Origin of the sequence: Pseudomonas sp. PICF141 (assembly GCF_002286815.1) — a bacterium.
GTDB lineage: Bacteria > Pseudomonadota > Gammaproteobacteria > Pseudomonadales > Pseudomonadaceae > Aquipseudomonas.
The window spans coordinates 87100-105083 of record NZ_MUNM01000073.1 but is presented as its reverse complement, the minus strand read 5'-3'; the positions used below and the strand labels follow the sequence as shown (position 1 = coordinate 105083).

General features: G+C 59.4%; 14 protein-coding genes. 12 read left to right on the top strand and 2 right to left on the bottom strand.

The window, feature by feature from the left end; translation table 11 throughout:
- Window positions 1–27 precede the first annotated feature (27 nt).
- The 12 genes from BZL43_RS21115 to BZL43_RS21055 all read left to right on the top strand — a co-directional run bounded on the left by BZL43_RS21115 (window position 28) and on the right by BZL43_RS21055 (window position 16319).
- Complete coding sequence (locus tag BZL43_RS21115; protein ID WP_371916223.1) at window positions 28–1977, top strand: methyl-accepting chemotaxis protein; 1950 nt, start codon at window positions 28–30, stop codon at window positions 1975–1977.
- A gap of 188 nt (window positions 1978–2165) precedes the next feature.
- Window positions 2166–3905, top strand: a complete 1740-nt coding sequence (locus tag BZL43_RS21105) for a protein-disulfide reductase DsbD (RefSeq protein ID WP_095634093.1) — start codon at window positions 2166–2168, stop codon at window positions 3903–3905.
- A 132-nt stretch (window positions 3906–4037) separates the two neighbouring features.
- Window positions 4038–4490: a type II 3-dehydroquinate dehydratase gene (aroQ, locus tag BZL43_RS21100; protein ID WP_095634092.1), complete on the top strand. Its 453-nt coding sequence runs from the start codon at window positions 4038–4040 to the stop codon at window positions 4488–4490.
- A gap of 49 nt (window positions 4491–4539) precedes the next feature.
- Window positions 4540–5013 (top strand): acetyl-CoA carboxylase biotin carboxyl carrier protein, encoded by a 474-nt coding sequence (gene accB, locus BZL43_RS21095; RefSeq protein ID WP_095634091.1) that lies wholly within the window; start codon window positions 4540–4542, stop codon window positions 5011–5013.
- A gap of 17 nt (window positions 5014–5030) precedes the next feature.
- Window positions 5031–6389: an acetyl-CoA carboxylase biotin carboxylase subunit gene (gene accC, locus BZL43_RS21090; RefSeq protein ID WP_095634090.1), complete on the top strand. Its 1359-nt coding sequence runs from the start codon at window positions 5031–5033 to the stop codon at window positions 6387–6389.
- Between the two features lie 257 nt (window positions 6390–6646).
- Window positions 6647–7525 (top strand): 50S ribosomal protein L11 methyltransferase, encoded by an 879-nt coding sequence (gene prmA, locus BZL43_RS21085; protein ID WP_095634089.1) that lies wholly within the window; start codon window positions 6647–6649, stop codon window positions 7523–7525.
- Window positions 7526–7555: 30 nt separating this feature from the next.
- Window positions 7556–8776 carry a DUF3426 domain-containing protein gene (locus BZL43_RS21080; protein ID WP_095634088.1) on the top strand — a complete coding sequence of 407 codons (1221 nt, stop codon included), beginning with the start codon at window positions 7556–7558 and terminating at the stop codon, window positions 8774–8776.
- Window positions 8777–8959: 183 nt separating this feature from the next.
- The gene (gene dusB / locus BZL43_RS21075; RefSeq protein ID WP_095634087.1) at window positions 8960–9970 is read left to right on the top strand and encodes a tRNA dihydrouridine synthase DusB; all 1011 of its coding nucleotides are present in this window, start codon (window positions 8960–8962) and stop codon (window positions 9968–9970) included.
- On the top strand, window positions 9967–10287 hold the full coding sequence (gene fis / locus BZL43_RS21070; RefSeq protein ID WP_007907419.1) for a DNA-binding transcriptional regulator Fis: 321 nt from the start codon (window positions 9967–9969) through the stop codon (window positions 10285–10287). Before dusB ends, fis begins: the two co-directional genes overlap by 4 nt.
- An 82-nt stretch (window positions 10288–10369) precedes the next feature.
- Window positions 10370–11977 carry a bifunctional phosphoribosylaminoimidazolecarboxamide formyltransferase/IMP cyclohydrolase gene (purH, locus tag BZL43_RS21065; RefSeq protein ID WP_095634086.1) on the top strand — a complete coding sequence of 536 codons (1608 nt, stop codon included), beginning with the start codon at window positions 10370–10372 and terminating at the stop codon, window positions 11975–11977.
- A gap of 172 nt (window positions 11978–12149) precedes the next feature.
- Window positions 12150–13445, top strand: a complete 1296-nt coding sequence (purD, locus tag BZL43_RS21060) for a phosphoribosylamine--glycine ligase (protein WP_095634085.1) — start codon at window positions 12150–12152, stop codon at window positions 13443–13445.
- Between the two features lie 99 nt (window positions 13446–13544).
- On the top strand, window positions 13545–16319 hold the full coding sequence (locus BZL43_RS21055) for a hybrid sensor histidine kinase/response regulator (RefSeq protein ID WP_095634084.1): 2775 nt from the start codon (window positions 13545–13547) through the stop codon (window positions 16317–16319).
- 10 nt (window positions 16320–16329) lie between these two features.
- Here BZL43_RS21055 and BZL43_RS21050 read toward each other — a convergent pair whose 3' ends face one another.
- Both BZL43_RS21050 and BZL43_RS21045 read right to left on the bottom strand, forming a co-directional pair.
- Complete coding sequence (locus BZL43_RS21050) at window positions 16330–17019, bottom strand: hypothetical protein (protein WP_095634083.1); 690 nt, start codon at window positions 17017–17019, stop codon at window positions 16330–16332.
- A gap of 58 nt (window positions 17020–17077) precedes the next feature.
- Window positions 17078–17863: a hypothetical protein gene (locus BZL43_RS21045; protein ID WP_095634082.1), complete on the bottom strand. Its 786-nt coding sequence runs from the start codon at window positions 17861–17863 to the stop codon at window positions 17078–17080.
- Window positions 17864–17984: the final 121 nt, after the last annotated feature.

The following is a 17984-nucleotide window of genomic DNA, read 5'->3' as shown; positions in this document are numbered from 1 at the left end:
CACTTACCATTCTGCCGTTGGTAGACCATGATGCGCTTGAAGCTGTTGACCAACCTCAATACCCTCCTTCTGGTCGCCGTGTGCGTGGCCCTTGGCGCCACGCTCTGGTGGTCGCAAAAAGCCCTGGAGCGCCCCTATCTGTTGATGGAGCGTTATCTGGGCCTTTCTCAGCAGTTTCAAAATGAAGTAGCGCGCAACGTCGAGGATTACCTGGCCAGCGGCGATGCCCTGCGCCTGAGCAGCGCCAGCCAGGCCATCGACGCCTTGCAAGCGGAACTCGCTGAGTTGCCACCGGCATTGGCCGATACCTTGCGCCCCAGCCTGTCGAATCTGGCTGAATTCGGCAAAACCGACCTGCTGGCCGCCGGCAAACTCGCCGGCGACCCGCAAGCACTGCTGCTGCAGGCCGAACGCGAACTCAGCGCCAGCCTCGATCAACTCAGCCAATACGCCAGTGGCAACGCGTCCTATCTGACGCCTTTGCTCGTCGCTTCCCAGCACTTGGGTAAATTGTCACTGGCCCGGGACAAACTGGTCAGCAGTGGTCGTAGCGAACTGGCCGCCGATGTCGAGCGGGAAGTCGCTAACATCCGCACTCAAGCCGCGCAACTGGACGCTTTACCGCTACTTGGCGTGACCGCCAGCACCGAATCGAATACCGATGATTTCGCCGCGATGATGGGGTTGGACAACACTGAGAAAACCGTCGCCGAAGAGGTTGGCGTCGGCCTTAAGCGGGAACTCAACAGCCTGCTCAGCCGCTACCCTTCGGAACTGGCGCGCACCCGCGAACAGATCCAGAAACGCGCCGACCTCAGCGCTGCGACGCACGTGAAAATCACCGCCGTGCAGCAGTCCATCGCCGGACTGGAACCGGTGGTGCGCGCCCAGCACGGGCAGATCCAGAGCGAAGTGCGGCTGATGCAAGGGGTGATGATCGGGCTGATTCTGCTGATCGCATTGCTCATCGATACCTTGCAGCGACGCCTGGCCCGAACCCTGACCAACCTTGCCCCGGCGCTGTCGACCTGGGCCGAAGGTGACTTCAGCCGCGACATTCAACTGGGCGCGACCAACCGCGAGCTGCATGACATTCAAGCCTCGCTCAATCGCTTGCGCGCCTATCTGGTCGACCTGGTCGGCACCATTCGCCTCAATGCCGAGCAAGTCGCCGGCAGCAGCCGAACGTTGGCCGAATTAAGCAATGACCTGCACAGTGGCGCCGAGCATCAGGCCGGCGACACCGCGTTGATCCGCGACTCTTTGGGTGAGCTTGAAGCGACGATTCAACAAGTCGCCGGTGACGCCAGCCAGGCCGCCGATGCCAGCCGCCATGCCGGACTTGCGGTGGAACACGGGCAGAAAGTGATCGGACTGAGCCTCACCGGCCTGCATGCGTTGGTGGGTGAAGTGCAAGGCAACGCACAAATGATCGAGCATCTGGCCGAGGAGTCAGCGACCATCGGCGGTGTACTGACGGTGATCCGCTCGATTGCCGACCAGACCAATCTGCTGGCCCTGAACGCCGCCATCGAAGCGGCCCGTGCCGGAGAAATGGGCCGGGGGTTTGCAGTGGTGGCCGAGGAAGTTCGCTCACTGGCGCAACGCACCGCCGGGGCGACGGCCGAGATCCAGACATTGATCGCCGGCCTGCAAACCGCCGCGCGGCAATCGGTCGATGGCATGCGTGCCCAGGTCGAACACGCCGAAGCCACGGCCAATCAGGCCCAGGCAGCCGACGGGGCACTGGATAAAATCGTCGGGGCAATCCAGACCATTGCCGACACCGCCGTGCGCATCGCCGATGTCACCGCCCAACAGAGCGGCGCTGTCAGCGAAATACGCGATCACAGTGAGCGGATTCACCAATTGGGTGGGGATAATCTGCTGCGCATCGGCGAGGGGCGTGAACAAGGGGAGAATTTGTTGGTGCTGGGCGGGCGATTGCATACAGCCGTTCAGGCCTTTCGCGTCTGACAGTTTCTCTTCCCAATGATCGTTCCCACGCTCTGCGTGGGAACGCCTCAATGGACGCTCTGCGTCCACTGTTGGGACGCAGAGCGTCCCGGGCTGCATTCCCACGCAGAGCGCGGGAACGATCATGCTTCCTGCATACCCTTCCGACGTCCGCTATCATGCCCACACTTTCGATACGCGAGATTGTCATGCGCCGTTTGCTTTGCCTGCTGTTTTTAGTACTCGCCCTGCCGGCCTCCGCCGCCGGGTTGCTGGACAGTCGGCCCAGTTCCACCCTGGGTTCAGTCAACAACAGCGCCGACTTCCTGCCGGTGCGCGAAGCGTTCAAGTTGAGCCTGGTAGAAAGTACGCCGCAATCGATCAAACTGCGTTTCGTCGCTACCGAGGGTTACTACCTCTACCGCCATCGCTTCCAGTTTCGCGCCGACCCGGCCGACATTGGCCTGGGCGCGGCGCAATTGCCCAAAGGCGAACAAAAGCACGATGAGTTCTTCGGCGATGTCGAGGTTTACCACGGCATTCTCGATGTAGAACTGCCACGCACCGACTCACGCGCCTTTACGCTGGTCGTGACCTATCAGGGCTGTGCCGACAAAGGCCTGTGTTATCCGCCTGAGACCGAACGCCTGAGTATTGATGGCGACGGTGCCGCGACCACAGCCTGGAGCTGGCGCGAACTGGCGCTGTTTTTTCTTGCAGGAGTGGGCCTGACCTTCACCCCCTGCGTGCTGCCGATGCTGCCGATCCTCTCCGGGGTGGTCCTGCGCGGACAGGTTGGCGGGTTACGCGGCTTCAACCTGTCGCTGGCTTACGTATTGCCGATGGCCCTCTGTTTCGCCCTGCTCGGCGCCTTGATGGGAATGTTCGGCGCACAGCTCAATCTTCAGGCGCGCTTGCAGTCGGCTTGGGTGCTGGTGCCGTTCGCGATGTTTTTCGTTGTATTTGCCCTGGCCATGTTTGGTGTATTCGAACTGAAGCTCCCCCATGCCATCAGCAGCCGCCTGGACCGGATCGCCGGACGTACCGAAGGCGGCTCATTGTGGGGCGCGGCCGGGCTGGGCGTGGTGTCGAGCCTGCTGGTTTCGCCGTGTGTATCGGCACCGCTGGCCGGCGCGCTGCTATACATCAGCGCCAGCGGCGATGCGCTGGGCGGCGGCTTGAAATTGTTCATGCTCGGCCTGGGCATGGGTGCACCGCTGTTGCTGGTAGCAACCGGCGGCGCGGCCTGGCTGCCGAGAAGCGGGCCATGGCTGATCTACGTGAAAAATGCGATTGGGGTGCTGTTGCTCGGGCTGGCGATTGCCTTGCTCAGCCGGGTACTGCCGGGCCAGATCACCTTGCTGTTGATCGGCTTGCTCGCCGGTGGCGTCGGGTTGTTTATGGGCGCACTGGAATTCGTCTATAAACCGCCCAGAAAACGCCTGGGGCAATTGCTGGGGATGTTCTTGCTGTTTTATGCCCTGGCTTGCTGGTACGGCGCCTTCAGTGGCCAGACCGATCCGTTCAACCCCATTGGCCAACCGCGCAATGTCGCCAGCAACGGTCAACCACCCATCGCCGGCAACTGGCAAACCATCACCACGCCAGCCGAACTGGACCGCGTTCTGGCCGAAGCCAAAGCCGATGGCACACCGCTGCTGCTCGATTGGTACGCCGACTGGTGCATCAGCTGCAAAGTCATCGAACACGAAGTGCTCACCGATGCCAATGTCGTCAAACGCCTCAAAGGTTATCGATTGATTCGTTTCGACATCACTGCCAGCAACGCCGAACAACGCGCCCTGCTCGACCGCTACCAACTATTCGGTCCTCCGGCGCTGATGTTTTTCGGCAAGGACGGCGTCGAACGTGTCGATGTGCGGGTGATTGGCGAAATCAGCGCGAAAAACTTCGCCGAACGTGTTGCGAAAGCAAATGACCAGATTTAATTGCCCGGTCATATATTTCGCGTAAACATCGGCCATCGTGCTGGCTATTGCATAGAACTGGACAGTCACAAAGGCTTTGCGGCATAGTCGCCGGGTTCTGACAATTGCACACAGATGACAAAGGAGCGGCAGATGGCGACCTTATTGGTGTTACACGGCCCCAACCTGAACCTGCTCGGCACTCGGGAACCGGGCGTCTACGGTGCAACGACACTGGCGCAGATCAATCAGGATCTGGAACAGCGGGCACGCAATGCCGGCCACCATTTGCTCTATCTGCAAAGCAACGCCGAGTACGAATTGATCGATCGCATCCACGCTGCCCGCAGCGAAGGTGTGGACTTCATCCTGATCAATCCAGCAGCTTTTACGCATACAAGTGTCGCATTACGTGACGCGCTGCTGGCAGTGAGCATCCCATTCATCGAAGTGCATTTATCTAACGTGCACAAACGCGAACCTTTCCGCCATCACTCTTACTTCTCCGACGTTGCGGTGGGAGTGATCTGCGGCCTTGGCGCCAGCGGTTATCGACTGGCCCTGGAGGCCGCCCTAGAGCAGCTTGAAACACAGGCAACAGCTTGAACAACAAGCGTTAAACGCCCCCTGACCGACCCTTGGGAGTTGATGATTCATGGATATCCGTAAAGTTAAGAAACTGATCGAGTTGCTGGAAGAGTCCGGTATCGACGAACTCGAGATCAAGGAAGGCGAAGAGTCCGTACGCATCAGCCGTCACAGCAAGACGCCGGCTCAGCAGTACTACGCTCCCGCTCCTATGCATGCTCCGGCACCGGCGCCAGCGCCAGCACCTGTCGCTGCCGCTCCGGTTGCCGCCGCTGCTCCTGCAGCCCCGGCTGCGCCTGCGCTGAACGGCAACGTTGCGCGCTCGCCGATGGTCGGTACTTTCTATCGCAAATCCTCGCCGTCCTCGCCGTCCTTCGTTGAAGTCGGCCAGACCGTGAAGAAAGGCGACACCCTGTGCATCGTCGAAGCCATGAAGATGATGAACCACATCGAAGCTGAAGCCAGCGGTGTGATCGAATCCATCCTCGTCGAAGACGGCCAGCCGGTTGAGTACGACCAACCGCTGTTCACCATCGTTTGAACCGCGGAGAAACTTTGATGACTGCGAAGTTGGAAAAAGTTCTGATCGCCAACCGCGGTGAGATCGCCCTGCGGATCCTGCGTGCCTGCAAAGAGATGGGCATCAAGACTGTTGCCGTTTACTCCAAGGCCGACAAAGAGCTGATGCACCTGGGCCTGGCAGACGAATCCGTCTGCATCGGCCCGGCCTCGGCCGCGCACTCTTACCTGCACATTCCGGCCATCATCGCCGCCGCTGAAGTGACTGGCGCTACCGCTATCCACCCAGGCTACGGCTTTCTAGCGGAAAACGCCGACTTTGCCGAACAGGTCGAGAATTCCGGCTTCGCGTTCATTGGCCCGAAAGCCGAGACCATTCGCCTGATGGGCGACAAGGTATCGGCCAAGCACGCCATGATCGCCGCCGGCGTTCCAACCGTTCCGGGTTCCGACGGCCCGTTGCCGGAAGACGAAGAAACCGCTCTGGGCATCGGCCGCGAAGTCGGTTATCCGGTGATCATCAAAGCCGCTGGCGGCGGTGGTGGTCGCGGCATGCGCGTGGTGTACAAAGAGGAAGACCTGATCTCCTCGGCGAAACTGACCCGCTCCGAAGCGGGCGCAGCGTTCGGCAACCCGATGGTCTACCTGGAAAAATTCCTGACCAACCCACGCCACGTGGAAGTTCAAGTTCTTTCCGACGGCCAGGGCCACGCTATCCATCTGGGCGACCGCGATTGCTCGCTGCAACGTCGCCACCAGAAGGTTCTCGAAGAAGCGCCGGCACCGGGCATCGACGAGAAAGCACGCGCTGAAGTCCTCGCTCGCTGCGTCAAGGCTTGCATCGACATCGGCTACCGTGGCGCCGGCACGTTCGAGTTCCTGTACGAGAACGGCCACTTCTACTTCATCGAGATGAACACTCGTGTCCAGGTAGAACACCCGGTATCGGAAATGGTCACCGGCATCGACATCGTCAAGGAGATGCTCAGCATCGCCGCTGGCAACAAGCTGTCGTATACCCAGGATGACGTCGTTATCCGCGGTCACGCGCTGGAATGCCGGATCAACGCCGAAGACCCGAAAACCTTCATGCCTAGCCCAGGCACGGTCAAGCATTTCCACGCGCCAGGCGGCAACGGCGTTCGCGTCGATTCGCACCTGTACAGTGGCTATGCCGTTCCGCCGAACTACGATTCGTTGATCGGCAAGCTGATCACCTACGGCGCCACCCGTGACGAAGCCATGGCGCGCATGCGCAATGCGCTGGACGAAATCGTGGTCGACGGGATCAAGACCAACATCCCGCTGCACCGTGACCTGGTCCGCGATGCTGGCTTCTGCGAAGGCGGAGTCAACATCCACTACCTGGAACACAAGCTGGCTGGCGAAAAGCACTAAGCTGTGATCCATACCAACAAAGCCGCTTTCGAGCGGCTTTGTTGTTTCTGCGCTCTTTGTAGGAACGAGGCTTGCCCGCGAACCAGGCGCCACGGTGTTTCAGACTTACCGCGTCATCGTTCTTCGCGGGCAAGCCTCGCGCCTACGAAGAGCACGCATATATCGGTCTTGTCGTCTTCTGCCTCGCGCTCGCGTAAACTTGCGCGTTTCTGGCAACCCGCCAGGCTGCAATCCATATTTTTTCAAAGGTGCCCGCCATGCCTTGGCTGCAAGTCCGTCTCGCCATCAGCCCAGAACAAGCCGAAACCTACGAAGACGCTTTCCTTGAAGTGGGCGCCGTGTCGGTGACCTTCATGGACGCCGAAGATCAGCCGATTTTCGAACCGGAACTCAATACCACGCCGTTGTGGTCGCACACTCACTTGCTGGCCTTGTTCGAAGGTGGCACCGAGCCTGGTCCGGTGCTGGCCCATCTTGAGCTGCTGACTGGCAGTCCGCTGCCCGAACACCACAGCGAAGTGATCGAAGACCAGGACTGGGAACGCAGCTGGATGGACGGTTTCCAGCCGATGCGCTTCGGTCAGCGCCTGTGGATCGTCCCGAGCTGGCATGCCGCGCCGGAACCCGACGCAGTGAACTTGCTGCTGGACCCGGGCCTGGCGTTCGGCACCGGCACTCACCCGACCACCGCGCTGTGCCTGGAATGGCTCGACGGTCAGGACCTGAAAGGTTGCAACGTGCTCGACTTCGGTTGCGGCTCGGGGATTCTGGCGATTGCCGCCCTGTTGCTGGGCGCCAAGCAAGCCGTCGGCACCGACATCGATGTGCAGGCGCTGGAAGCCTCACGCGACAATGCCGGGCGCAACAACATTGCCGACGAACTCTTCGCGTTGTATCTGCCGCAAGACCTGCCCCAGGTTCAGGCCGACGTGCTGGTCGCCAACATTCTGGCCGGCCCGCTGGTTTCGCTGGCTCCGCAACTGTCCAGCCTGGTCAAGCCGGGCGGTCGTTTGGCACTGTCGGGCATCCTCGCCGAACAAGGTGAAGAAGTCGCCGCCGCGTACGCTCAGGACTTCGATCTGGATCCGATTGCCAATCGCGACGGCTGGGTACGCATTACTGGCCGTCGGCGCTAGAATGAGCGCCTGCATAAACCGGATTTCCGCATGACCGATAGCTTCGTCACCCAGTGCCCGCATTGCCAAACCAGCTTCCGCGTCAGCCATGCTCAGTTGAGCGTGGCCCGTGGAGTAGTTCGTTGCGGCTCGTGTTTGCAGGTGTTCAACGCCGCCAGGCAGTTACTCGAGCAACGGGCCGGCAAGGAAACGGTCAAACCGGTTGCACCGACGCCCACCGAACCGCCCGTGCAGCGCGCCATCAGCCAAAAGCAATGGACCGCTGCAGAAATGGATCTGGACAGCCTGGATCTGGACGAAGAGCTCGCCCGGCTCGAACAGCGGGAAATCCAGCCAACCATGGAATTCACTCGGCCGCGCGAAGACAGCCTCAGCGCTCGCCGCGATACCACCGAGCATGACCAAGTGCCCTGGTCCGACAGTCTCTTCAGTGAGTCGGCCGCCGACCGCGCAAAAACCGCCGACGCGCCCACGCCAGAACCTGCGATCGAACCAAGCAAACATTCGCGCACCGAACCTTCACTGTCGCTGGAGCCCACGTATCCGGACGACGAACCCGAGATCCAGCAGCTGCGCCTGCACGACCCGCTCGACGCCCCGATCCCCTTTGCCAGCCTGTCGGCGACTGCCGATGAAGTCGACAATGACCGGCCCTCTGCCGAACCCCTGCGCAAGCGACGTGAACGCAGCGAACCGGCGTTGCGCGCGGAAGTATTGGAGGATCTGACCGACGATCCGTTGCAACTGGATTGGCAAAAACGTCGCTCTCCCTGGGGCCGGCGCTTTTTCTGGCTGCTGCTGATTTTGCTCGGCGCCGCTGGCCTCGCCGGCCAATACGTCGCTTATCATTTCGACGAACTGGCACGCCAGGACCAGTACCGTCCATGGTTCCAGCAACTGTGCCCGCACATCGGCTGCACCGTGCCGTCCAAAGTCGACATCGCAAAAGTCAAAAGCAGCAACCTGGTGGTCCGCAGCCACCCGGACTTCACTGGCGCACTGGTGGTCGACGCGATCATCTACAATCGCGCGCCCTTCTCACAACCCTTCCCGCTGCTGGAGCTGCGCTTTGCCGACCTCAACGGCCACCTGATCGCCAGCCGTCGCTTCAAACCTGGCGAGTACCTCAGCGGTGATCTCGAAGGGATGGCGGAGATGCCGCCGCAAACGCCAATCCACATCGCGCTGGATATTCTTGATCCAGGCGCCAAAGCGGTGAATTACAGCCTGAGCTTCCATTCCCCTGAGTAAAACGCTCGAGTGTTACAGCCTGGCAGCCGTTTTCCGGCTTTGCTTGCGCTACCAAACCGCTGGCAATAACAAAATTACTGTTCAGATTTTGTTCAATTCAGCCTTTATCCAGTCATCGAGAGCGGGTATCATGCCAACCCTTTTTCGAACTCTCATGATCCGGCCCCACAACAGGGAAGTCCTATGTCGGCGGTACGCATCGGTCCATATACATTGCACAACGGCTTGATTCTCGCCCCTATGGCGGGTGTCACCGATCAGCCCTTTCGTCAGCTGTGCAAGCGACTGGGCGCCGGCCTTGTAGTCTCGGAAATGGTCACCAGCGACATGAGCTTGTGGAATACCCGCAAATCGCGGATGCGCATGATCCACGAAGGTGATCCCGAGCCCCGCTCGGTACAGATCGCCGGTGGCGATGCGCAGATGCTGGCGGATGCGGCCCGGGCCAATGTCGAACTGGGCGCGCAGATTATTGATATCAACATGGGCTGTCCGGCGAAAAAGGTCTGCAACAAGGCCGCCGGTTCCGCCCTGTTGAAAGATGAAGCATTGGTGACCGAGATCCTGCAGGCCGTCGTGGCCGCGGTCGATGTGCCGGTTACCCTGAAGATCCGCACCGGCTGGGACCGGGCGAACAAGAATGGCCTGACCGTGGCGAAGATCGCCGAACAGGCAGGCATCACGGCGTTGGCGGTACACGGCCGCACCCGTGCCGATCTGTATACCGGGGAAGCCGAGTACGACACCATTGCCGCGATCAAGCAGGCGGTGTCGATTCCGGTCTTCGCCAATGGCGATATCGATTCGCCCGAGAAGGCCCGGTACGTGCTCGACGCGACCGGTGCCGATGGCCTGTTGGTAGGTCGGGCTGCCCAGGGGCAGCCATGGATTTTTCGTGAGATCGATCATTATCTGCGTACCGGCGAAAAACTCCCGGCACCGGAACTGATCGAGGTGGAACGTATTCTGCTTGAGCATCTGGCTGCGCTGCATGCCTTCTATGGCGACGTCATGGGCGTGCGCATAGCTCGCAAGCATGTGGGCTGGTATCTCGCAACCTTGCCGGGCGCCAGGGAGTTCCGCGCCCACTTCAATCGTTTGGAAGATACGGAAGCACAATGCGCCTACGTTCGGGGCTTTTTCGCCGAACGTTACAAGAGCCTGACAGGGGACGGAGAAGGGGTGGCCGCATGACGATGATGACCGAGACTTTAGTGAGTGGAACAACACCCGTGAGCGACAACGTGAATTTGAAACAGCACCTCAATACGCCGAGCGAAGAAGGTCAGACCCTTCGCGGGAGTGTCGAGAAGGCGCTGCACAATTATTTCGCCCACCTTGAGGGCGCTGCCGTCACGGATGTGTATAACCTGGTGCTTTCCGAAGTCGAGGCTCCCCTGCTCGAATGCGTGATGAACTACGTCAAGGGCAACCAGACCAAGGCCAGTGAGCTGCTCGGGCTGAACCGGGGCACCCTGCGCAAGAAACTCAAGCAGTACGATTTGCTGTAAGCATTCAATCAAACCAGAAAGGCGCCCGCGTAGAACCGGTCGCCTTTTTTGCTGACTTCCCTTGCTTTCGATGGAAATTGAAATGACCGACCAGACTACCCGCCTGCCGATCCGCCGCGCCTTGATCAGCGTTTCCGACAAGACCGGGATCCTTGAATTCGCCAAGGAGCTTGAAGCCCTGGGCGTCGAGATCCTCTCCACCGGTGGAACGTTCAAGCTGCTGCGCGACAACGGTGTTGCCGCAGTGGAAGTCGCGGATTACACCGGTTTCGCAGAAATGATGGACGGGCGGGTTAAAACCCTGCACCCGAAAATCCACGGCGGGATCCTCGGTCGTCGCGGTATCGACGACGCCATCATGAATGAGCACGGCATCAAGCCGATCGACCTGGTTGCGGTCAACCTGTACCCGTTCGAAGCCACCATCAACAAGCCAGGCTGCGACCTGCCGACCGCCATCGAAAACATCGACATCGGCGGCCCGACCATGGTCCGTTCGGCAGCCAAGAACCACAAAGACGTGGCCATTGTGGTGAATGCCAGCGATTACGCCAACGTCCTGGAAAACCTCAAGGCCGGCGGCCTGACCTACGCTCAGCGTTTCGACCTGATGCTCAAGGCCTTCGAACACACCGCCGCCTATGACGGCATGATCGCCAACTACATGGGCACCGTGAACCAGGCGGCTGAAACCCTCTCCACTGAAGGTCGCAGCGAATTCCCGCGCACCTTCAACAGCCAGTTCATCAAGGCCCAGGAAATGCGCTACGGCGAGAACCCGCACCAGAGCGCGGCGTTCTACGTTGAAGCCAAGCCAGCCGAAGTGGGCATCGCTACTGCAACCCAACTGCAAGGCAAAGAGCTGTCGTTCAACAACGTGGCCGACACCGACGCCGCGCTGGAATGCGTGAAGAGCTTCGTCAAACCGGCCTGCGTGATCGTCAAGCACGCCAACCCGTGCGGCGTGGCCGTGAGCCCGGACGCTGAAGGCGGTATCCGTCAGGCCTACGAACTGGCCTACGCCACCGACACTGAATCGGCGTTCGGCGGCATTATCGCGTTCAACCGCGAACTGGATGCAGAAACCGCCAAAGCCATCGTCGAGCGTCAGTTCGTCGAAGTGATCATCGCCCCGTCCGTCAGTGACGAAGCTCGCGCTATCGTCGCGGCAAAAGCCAACGTACGTTTGCTGGCCTGTGGCGAGTGGTCGGCCGATCGCGCACCGGCCTGGGACTACAAACGCGTCAACGGCGGGTTGCTGGTGCAGAGTCGCGACATTGGCATGATCGGCAGCGAAGACCTGAAAGTGGTGACCAAGCGCGCACCGAGCGAACAGGAAATCAATGACCTGATCTTCGCCTGGAAAGTTGCCAAGTACGTTAAATCCAACGCCATCGTCTACGCCAAGAACCGTCAGACCATCGGTGTCGGTGCCGGCCAGATGAGCCGCGTGAACTCTGCTCGTATCGCCGCGATCAAGGCTGAGCACGCCGGGTTGCAGGTAGCAGGCTCGGTGATGGCCTCCGACGCCTTTTTCCCGTTCCGCGATGGTCTGGACAATGCGGCCAAGGTCGGCATCACTGCGGTGATCCAGCCGGGCGGCTCGATGCGTGATAACGAAGTGATTGCTGCTGCTGATGAAGCGGGCATCGCCATGGTCTTTACTGGCATGCGCCACTTCCGTCACTGATACACGGCAGCTACAAGCCTCAAGCTGCAAGCTGCAAGAAAGAGCAGACTGGTGTCGCTCCTTCTTGCAGCTGCAGCCTTATTAATTCAGAGCCATAAGCTGTAACTGAGAGCCAAACATTCGCTCTTGCTTGCTGCTTGTAGCTTGCAGCTTTCTCCGAAGGAGTCTCTCTTTGAACGTTTTGATCATTGGCAGCGGTGGCCGTGAACACGCCCTGGCCTGGAAAGTGGCTCAGGATCCGCGCGTGCAAAAAGTTTTCGTTGCCCCGGGCAACGCCGGCACCGCCATTGAAGCCAAGTGCGAGAACGTCGCCATCGACGTACTGGCCCTGGAGCAACTGGCTGACTTTGCCGAGAAGAACGTTTCCCTGACCATCGTCGGCCCGGAAGTGCCGCTGGTAGCCGGTGTTGTCGATCTGTTCCGCTCCCGTGGCCTGGATTGCTTCGGCCCGACCGCGGGCGCGGCGCAACTGGAAGGTTCGAAAGCCTTTACCAAAGACTTCCTGGCGCGCCACAAGATCCCGACCGCCGACTATCAGAACTTCACCGAGATCGAGCCAGCCCTGGCTTATCTGCGTGAAAAAGGCGCACCGATCGTGATCAAGGCCGATGGCCTGGCCGCGGGTAAAGGCGTGATCGTGGCCATGACCCTGGGCGAAGCCGAAGACGCGGTACGCGACATGCTCGCGGGCAACGCATTCGGCGATGCCGGTTCGCGCGTGGTGATCGAAGAGTTCCTGGACGGCGAAGAAGCCAGCTTCATTGTCATGGTCGACGGCAAGAACGTATTGCCGATGGCCACCAGCCAGGACCACAAACGCGTCGGCGACGGTGACACAGGTCCGAACACTGGCGGCATGGGTGCCTACTCCCCTGCCCCGGTCGTGACCGCTGACGTGCACCAGCGCGTCATGGACCTGGTGATCTGGCCGACCGTGCGCGGCATGGCCGAGGAAGGGAACGTCTACACCGGCTTCCTCTATGCTGGCCTGATGATCGACAAGGCTGGCAACCCAAAAGTTATCGAGTTCAACTGCCGTTTCGGCGATCCTGAGACCCAACCGGTGATGCTGCGCTTGCAGTCGAGCCTGGTGTTGCTGGTCGAAGCGGCGCTGGCACAAGCCCTGGACAAGGTCGAAGCACAATGGGATCCACGTCCGAGCGTCGGTATTGTATTGGCCGCTGGCGGTTACCCGGGTGACTATGCCAAAGGCGTTGCCATCAACGGCCTGGATGCAGCGGCGACACTGGAAGGCAAAGTCTTCCATGCCGGCACTGCGCTCAAGGACGGTCAAGTGGTGACCGCCGGGGGTCGGGTACTGTGCGCTACCGCCATGGGCACCAGCGTCGATGCAGCTCAACAGCAAGCTTACAAACTGGCGGCTAAAATCGACTGGGAAGGCTGCTTCTACCGTAAGGACATTGGCTACCGCGCCATTGCCCGCGAGCGTGGCGAGAATCAGGAATAAGCCATCCATCCGGCCAGGCAAGGGCTTGCGGCCCTTGCCTGACTATTCCGGCGCCGCGCATAGTTATACTTTGGCATTAACCTACGAAGGGATTTCGCCGTGCGCTGGCTCAGGATCGCCATAGGCTTGACCGTCACTCTGCTGACCTTGCTCTGCATGCTCCCGGCCCAGGCCACGCAAGGCAGTGGATGGGCGGTATTGCTTGACGAACAGGGCGATCTGCAACTGAGCGATATCCGCTCCAGCCGCTACACCAATCAATTCAGCCCCACCGAACTCGATCGCCTCACCGCGACCGCGCCCGATGGCGCCCTGTGGCTGCGTTTCAAGCTCGCCCCCGGCAAGCATGAACAGTTGCTCAGAGTGTTCGCACCTGACGTCGCCCATCTCAATCTGTATGTGCTCGACGGCGATCAGCTGATCGATCAATTGAATACCGGTACCACGCAGTTCCAGGTCAAGCCTCCCCTTCCCAGCAGCGACTTCATGTTGCCGCTGCCGCAAAGTGACAAAACCCTCGACGTGTACCTGCGGCTGGTCTCCGAACACCAGTTTCGGCCTTACATCACCCTGCAATCGGCGGTCATGACCGCGGCCACTCAGTACCAGACGCTGATCTACGGCTTGCTCTTCGGCTGCCTCGGGATGTTGATCCTGCACAACCTGACCCGTTACATCTACACCCGTTCGCGCAGCAGCCTCTGGCTGGCAGCGTGCGAAGGGCTGCTGATGCTCAGTCTGGTGTTGCTGCTGAACCTGGCCCGACCATGGTTACCGAACTGGTCCGTCGTACAAACACCCGGGGCCTACCTCGCCTTGCTGATGACCGCGCCTTGCGGCCTGATGTTCGCCTACCGCTTCTTCGCCCCGCTCGGCCCTCACCCGTTAAACAGGCTGCTGCTGGGGGACATCCTGTTCATCATGGTCTGTGGCCTGCTGTTGTTGTTCGTCAACACACTGCCGCTGAACCTGATCACGTATGGGCTGGTTGCCCTGGCCGGTCTGAGCATGCTGTTCGTCAGCGCCCATCACTGGCAAAAAGGTTATCGCCCGGCGCGCCTGTTCGTGGCGGCCATGGTGGTGTTCAACCTCGGCACATTGATTATCCTGCCGGCCCTCCAGGGGCTGACCCTGGTCGCTCCACAAAACCTGATCATTATTCTGCTGGTGTTTATCTGTATCAGTGGCCTGTTGATGAGTATTGCCTTGGGTGAGCGACAGCGCAGCATCACCGAAGACCGTTTCAGCGTCAGTCGCGACCTGGCCGCCAGCAACGCCGAAATCAACGCCAAAGCCGAATTTCTGGCGAAGATCAGCCACGAGATCCGCACCCCGATGAATGGGGTGCTGGGCATGACCGAATTGCTACTGGGCACACCGCTGTCGGTCAAGCAACGTGACTACGTGCAGACCATCCATAGCGCCGGCAACGAGCTGCTGACACTGATCAACGAAATTCTCGACATCTCCAAACTCGAGTCCGGACAGATCGAACTGGACGACGTGCAGTTCGACCTCAACGCACTGATCGAAGATTGCCTGAGCATCTTCCGCGCCAAAGCCGAACAGCAAAACGTCGAATTGATCAGCTTTATCCAGCCGCAGGTACCCCGCGTCATCAGCGGAGATCCGACGCGCCTGCGTCAGACCCTGCTGAGCCTGCTGGAAAACGCCCTGAAGAAAACCGATGAAGGCGAGATCCTGATCGTTGTCGCCCTGGACGAACGCAGTGCCAAACCGCGACTGCGCATCGCTGTGCAAGACAGCGGCCAGCCCATGGAGGCGCAAGAGCGCGACGCATTGATGCATGCCGAACTGCACAGCAAACACTTCCTCTCGGCCACCAGCCTGGGGGGTAATCTCGGGTTGGTCATCGCCCGTCAGCTGATCCGCTTGATGCAGGGCGAGTTCGGCATCAAGAGCGGCGCCAACCAGGGCAGCACTTTGTGGCTGACCCTGCCATTGGACCCAGACCGTCTCGAACATCCGACCTCAGACCTGGACGGTCCGCTGCAAGGTGCACGCGTACTGGTGGTGGACGATAACGACACCTGTCGCAAGGTGCTGGTGCAGCAGTGCAGCGCCTGGGGCCTGAATGTCAGTGCCGTGCCGTCCGGCAAGGAGGCCCTGGCGCTGCTGCGCACCAAGGCACATCTGCGCGACTACTTTGACGTGGTCCTGCTGGACCAGAACATGCCTGGCATGACCGGCATGCAGCTCGCGGCCAAGATCAAGGAAGACCCGAGCCTGAACCATGACATTCTGCTCATCATGCTCACCGGCATCAGCAACGCCCCGAGCAAAATCATCGCGCGCAACTGCGGGATCAAGCGAATTCTCGCTAAACCGGTGGCGGGCTATACACTCAAGACCACGCTGGCGGACGAGCTGAACCAACGCAACAAAGGCCTCTCCGTTTCGCAGCAGTTGCCCACCGGCCCGACACTTCCGGTCAAGGTGCCCAGCGATTTCCGCATTCTGGTGGCCGAAGACAACACCATCTCGACCAAGGTCATACGCGGCATGCTGGGCAAGCTCAATCTGCAACCGGACACCGCCAGCAATGGCGAAGAAGCCCTGGTGGCGATGAAAGCCCAGCGCTACGACCTGGTGCTGATGGACTGTGAAATGCCAATCCTCGACGGTTTCTCCGCCACCCAGCAACTGCGTGCCTGGGAAGTCGGCAACCAGCGGATTCGCACCCCCGTGGTGGCGTTGACCGCACATATCCTCGCTGAACACAAAGAGCGCGCGCGCCAGGCGGGCATGGACGGGCACATGGCCAAACCGGTGGAACTGTCGCAACTGCGCGACCTGATCGAGCATTGGGTTGCCCAACGTGATCAGCAGAATCGTACGGCTTCGACGCTCTGATGCCGACGTATCACGCCCCCATATCGGCCTTCTCAACCAGCAGCGCCACGTTGTCCGCCAATCGATCCCTGAGCTTGTGGGTAATCGCCTCACGGGATAACGCGTAGAGGGTTTCGGACAGATTCGCCCGTGCGTATCGCACGCACACCTGACCTTCTACTTCATCGGCCTCAAAATGCTGCGACCACGGATTCAGGGCCAACGCCTGCCGGGTTTTGAATTCGAGATAAATGCTGCTGATCGAGGTCGGGCTTTGTCCCACAATTGCCAGCAGGCGCACAACCTTGAGCGGTGAACGAGGTGCTTGCATCTCATCTTCACAACACTGCTCAGGCCATATCTGGATGGCAGGGACATAACACGGCAATCGCGCCGCATACGCTAAAAAGCCGCCAAGCGCATGATCTTCACTACCGCTGTTTGCCATTGCAGCCCAGATCCACTCAAGCGCTGTGGACGCCTTCAGCCCGTTGAGAGAAAAGTCCTGGCGAAACTTCAAATTGCGGATCCAGAAATCATCCAGCACCGCCACATAGGTGTCATACCAGTCTTGAACTTTCATGCTCTCGATTTTTTTGTTGGCAACCAATTGCGCCAGCAGACTTGAATGTACGACATCCTCATAAGCCGATATTTTTTCGACATCCGACAAAGCAACAACGGCGTTACCCACCGTCAACAAACCATATGACTGAGCCATAGCAAACCCTCAATGAAAAAGGGCGACCGAGAAGCCGCCGCCCTTTTAAAACATTCGATCAGATCTCGTAGTCTTCGATCTTGGTTTTTGCATTCAAGCCAAGTTTTGTACGAATCGTGTCGCGGGTCTGCTCGACAATGGAAGGCACTTTCCTGAAGACAGAATCACCGCGGTACAGTTTTACGTCGCGGGAATCCCAATCCATGAACAGCACTTGCGTTGCGGTGTTCTTGCGGATGAAGCGAACGGTACCCAATGCCATGGTGACTTCACCATTGACTTCGGTGCAGGTGCCGGCCGCCATACCACCCACACCGTGCTCCAGCATATTGCGCTCATACAGGGTCAATGCGGTTTCACGCTTTTTCAATGCGGTGATTGCATCGCCCGCCACCTTCAGCATCAGGACCGAGGCCGAGCCAGGCACGGCAAGCCCGGCTACGACACTGCCAAGGATCTCCAGCACCAATTGATCCATCCGTACGGTATTACCGCTGATGTTCAAATCGTTGTAGTACTTGCTGGTCGGCAGCCAGCCTGCATGGGTCATGACTTCCAGGAACTGGTAATACCACTCCTTGCCCTGATACTCATGCGGAAACTTTTTATTTGCGACCAGCGTCGCGAACAGGAAGGCATGCTGAACATCTTCCCGATTTTGCTCACTCAGGTTACCGGTAAAGGACAAGATGCCCTCACCGACGATGGAACCTTTACCGGGCTCATCGACAACCGGCACCGAAAAACTGCGAGGACGGATAACTTCAGCGCCGTCCACTTCATAAGTATTCAAACGATGAATACATTCGGCTATAGAGAAATCTTCGACATTATTAATATTCACAACTTATTCCCTTATCAATTAAAACAGGCTCCTCTTGAACCCGCAAAACAACAATAACCAAAGAAAGAAAAAACAACAAACAAGAACATGTAACGTATTAATATCAACACTCTACAACTAA

Excerpts from the sequence above, each read along its gene's own strand:
- BZL43_RS21105 (WP_095634093.1), top strand. The coding sequence starts at position 2,166 with ATGCGCCGTTTGCTTTGCCTGCTGTTTTTAGTACTCGCCCTGCCGGCC.
- BZL43_RS21115 (WP_371916223.1), top strand. The coding sequence starts at position 28 with ATGATGCGCTTGAAGCTGTTGACCAACCTCAATACCCTCCTTCTGGTC.
- accB (WP_095634091.1), top strand. The coding sequence starts at position 4,540 with ATGGATATCCGTAAAGTTAAGAAACTGATCGAGTTGCTGGAAGAGTCC.
- dusB (WP_095634087.1), top strand. The coding sequence starts at position 8,960 with ATGTCGGCGGTACGCATCGGTCCATATACATTGCACAACGGCTTGATT.
- BZL43_RS21050 (WP_095634083.1), bottom strand. The coding sequence starts at position 17,019 with ATGGCTCAGTCATATGGTTTGTTGACGGTGGGTAACGCCGTTGTTGCT.
- purH (WP_095634086.1), top strand. The coding sequence starts at position 10,370 with ATGACCGACCAGACTACCCGCCTGCCGATCCGCCGCGCCTTGATCAGC.
- prmA (WP_095634089.1), top strand. The coding sequence starts at position 6,647 with ATGCCTTGGCTGCAAGTCCGTCTCGCCATCAGCCCAGAACAAGCCGAA.
- BZL43_RS21080 (WP_095634088.1), top strand. The coding sequence starts at position 7,556 with ATGACCGATAGCTTCGTCACCCAGTGCCCGCATTGCCAAACCAGCTTC.
- accC (WP_095634090.1), top strand. The coding sequence starts at position 5,031 with ATGACTGCGAAGTTGGAAAAAGTTCTGATCGCCAACCGCGGTGAGATC.
- fis (WP_007907419.1), top strand. The coding sequence starts at position 9,967 with ATGACGATGATGACCGAGACTTTAGTGAGTGGAACAACACCCGTGAGC.
- aroQ (WP_095634092.1), top strand. The coding sequence starts at position 4,038 with ATGGCGACCTTATTGGTGTTACACGGCCCCAACCTGAACCTGCTCGGC.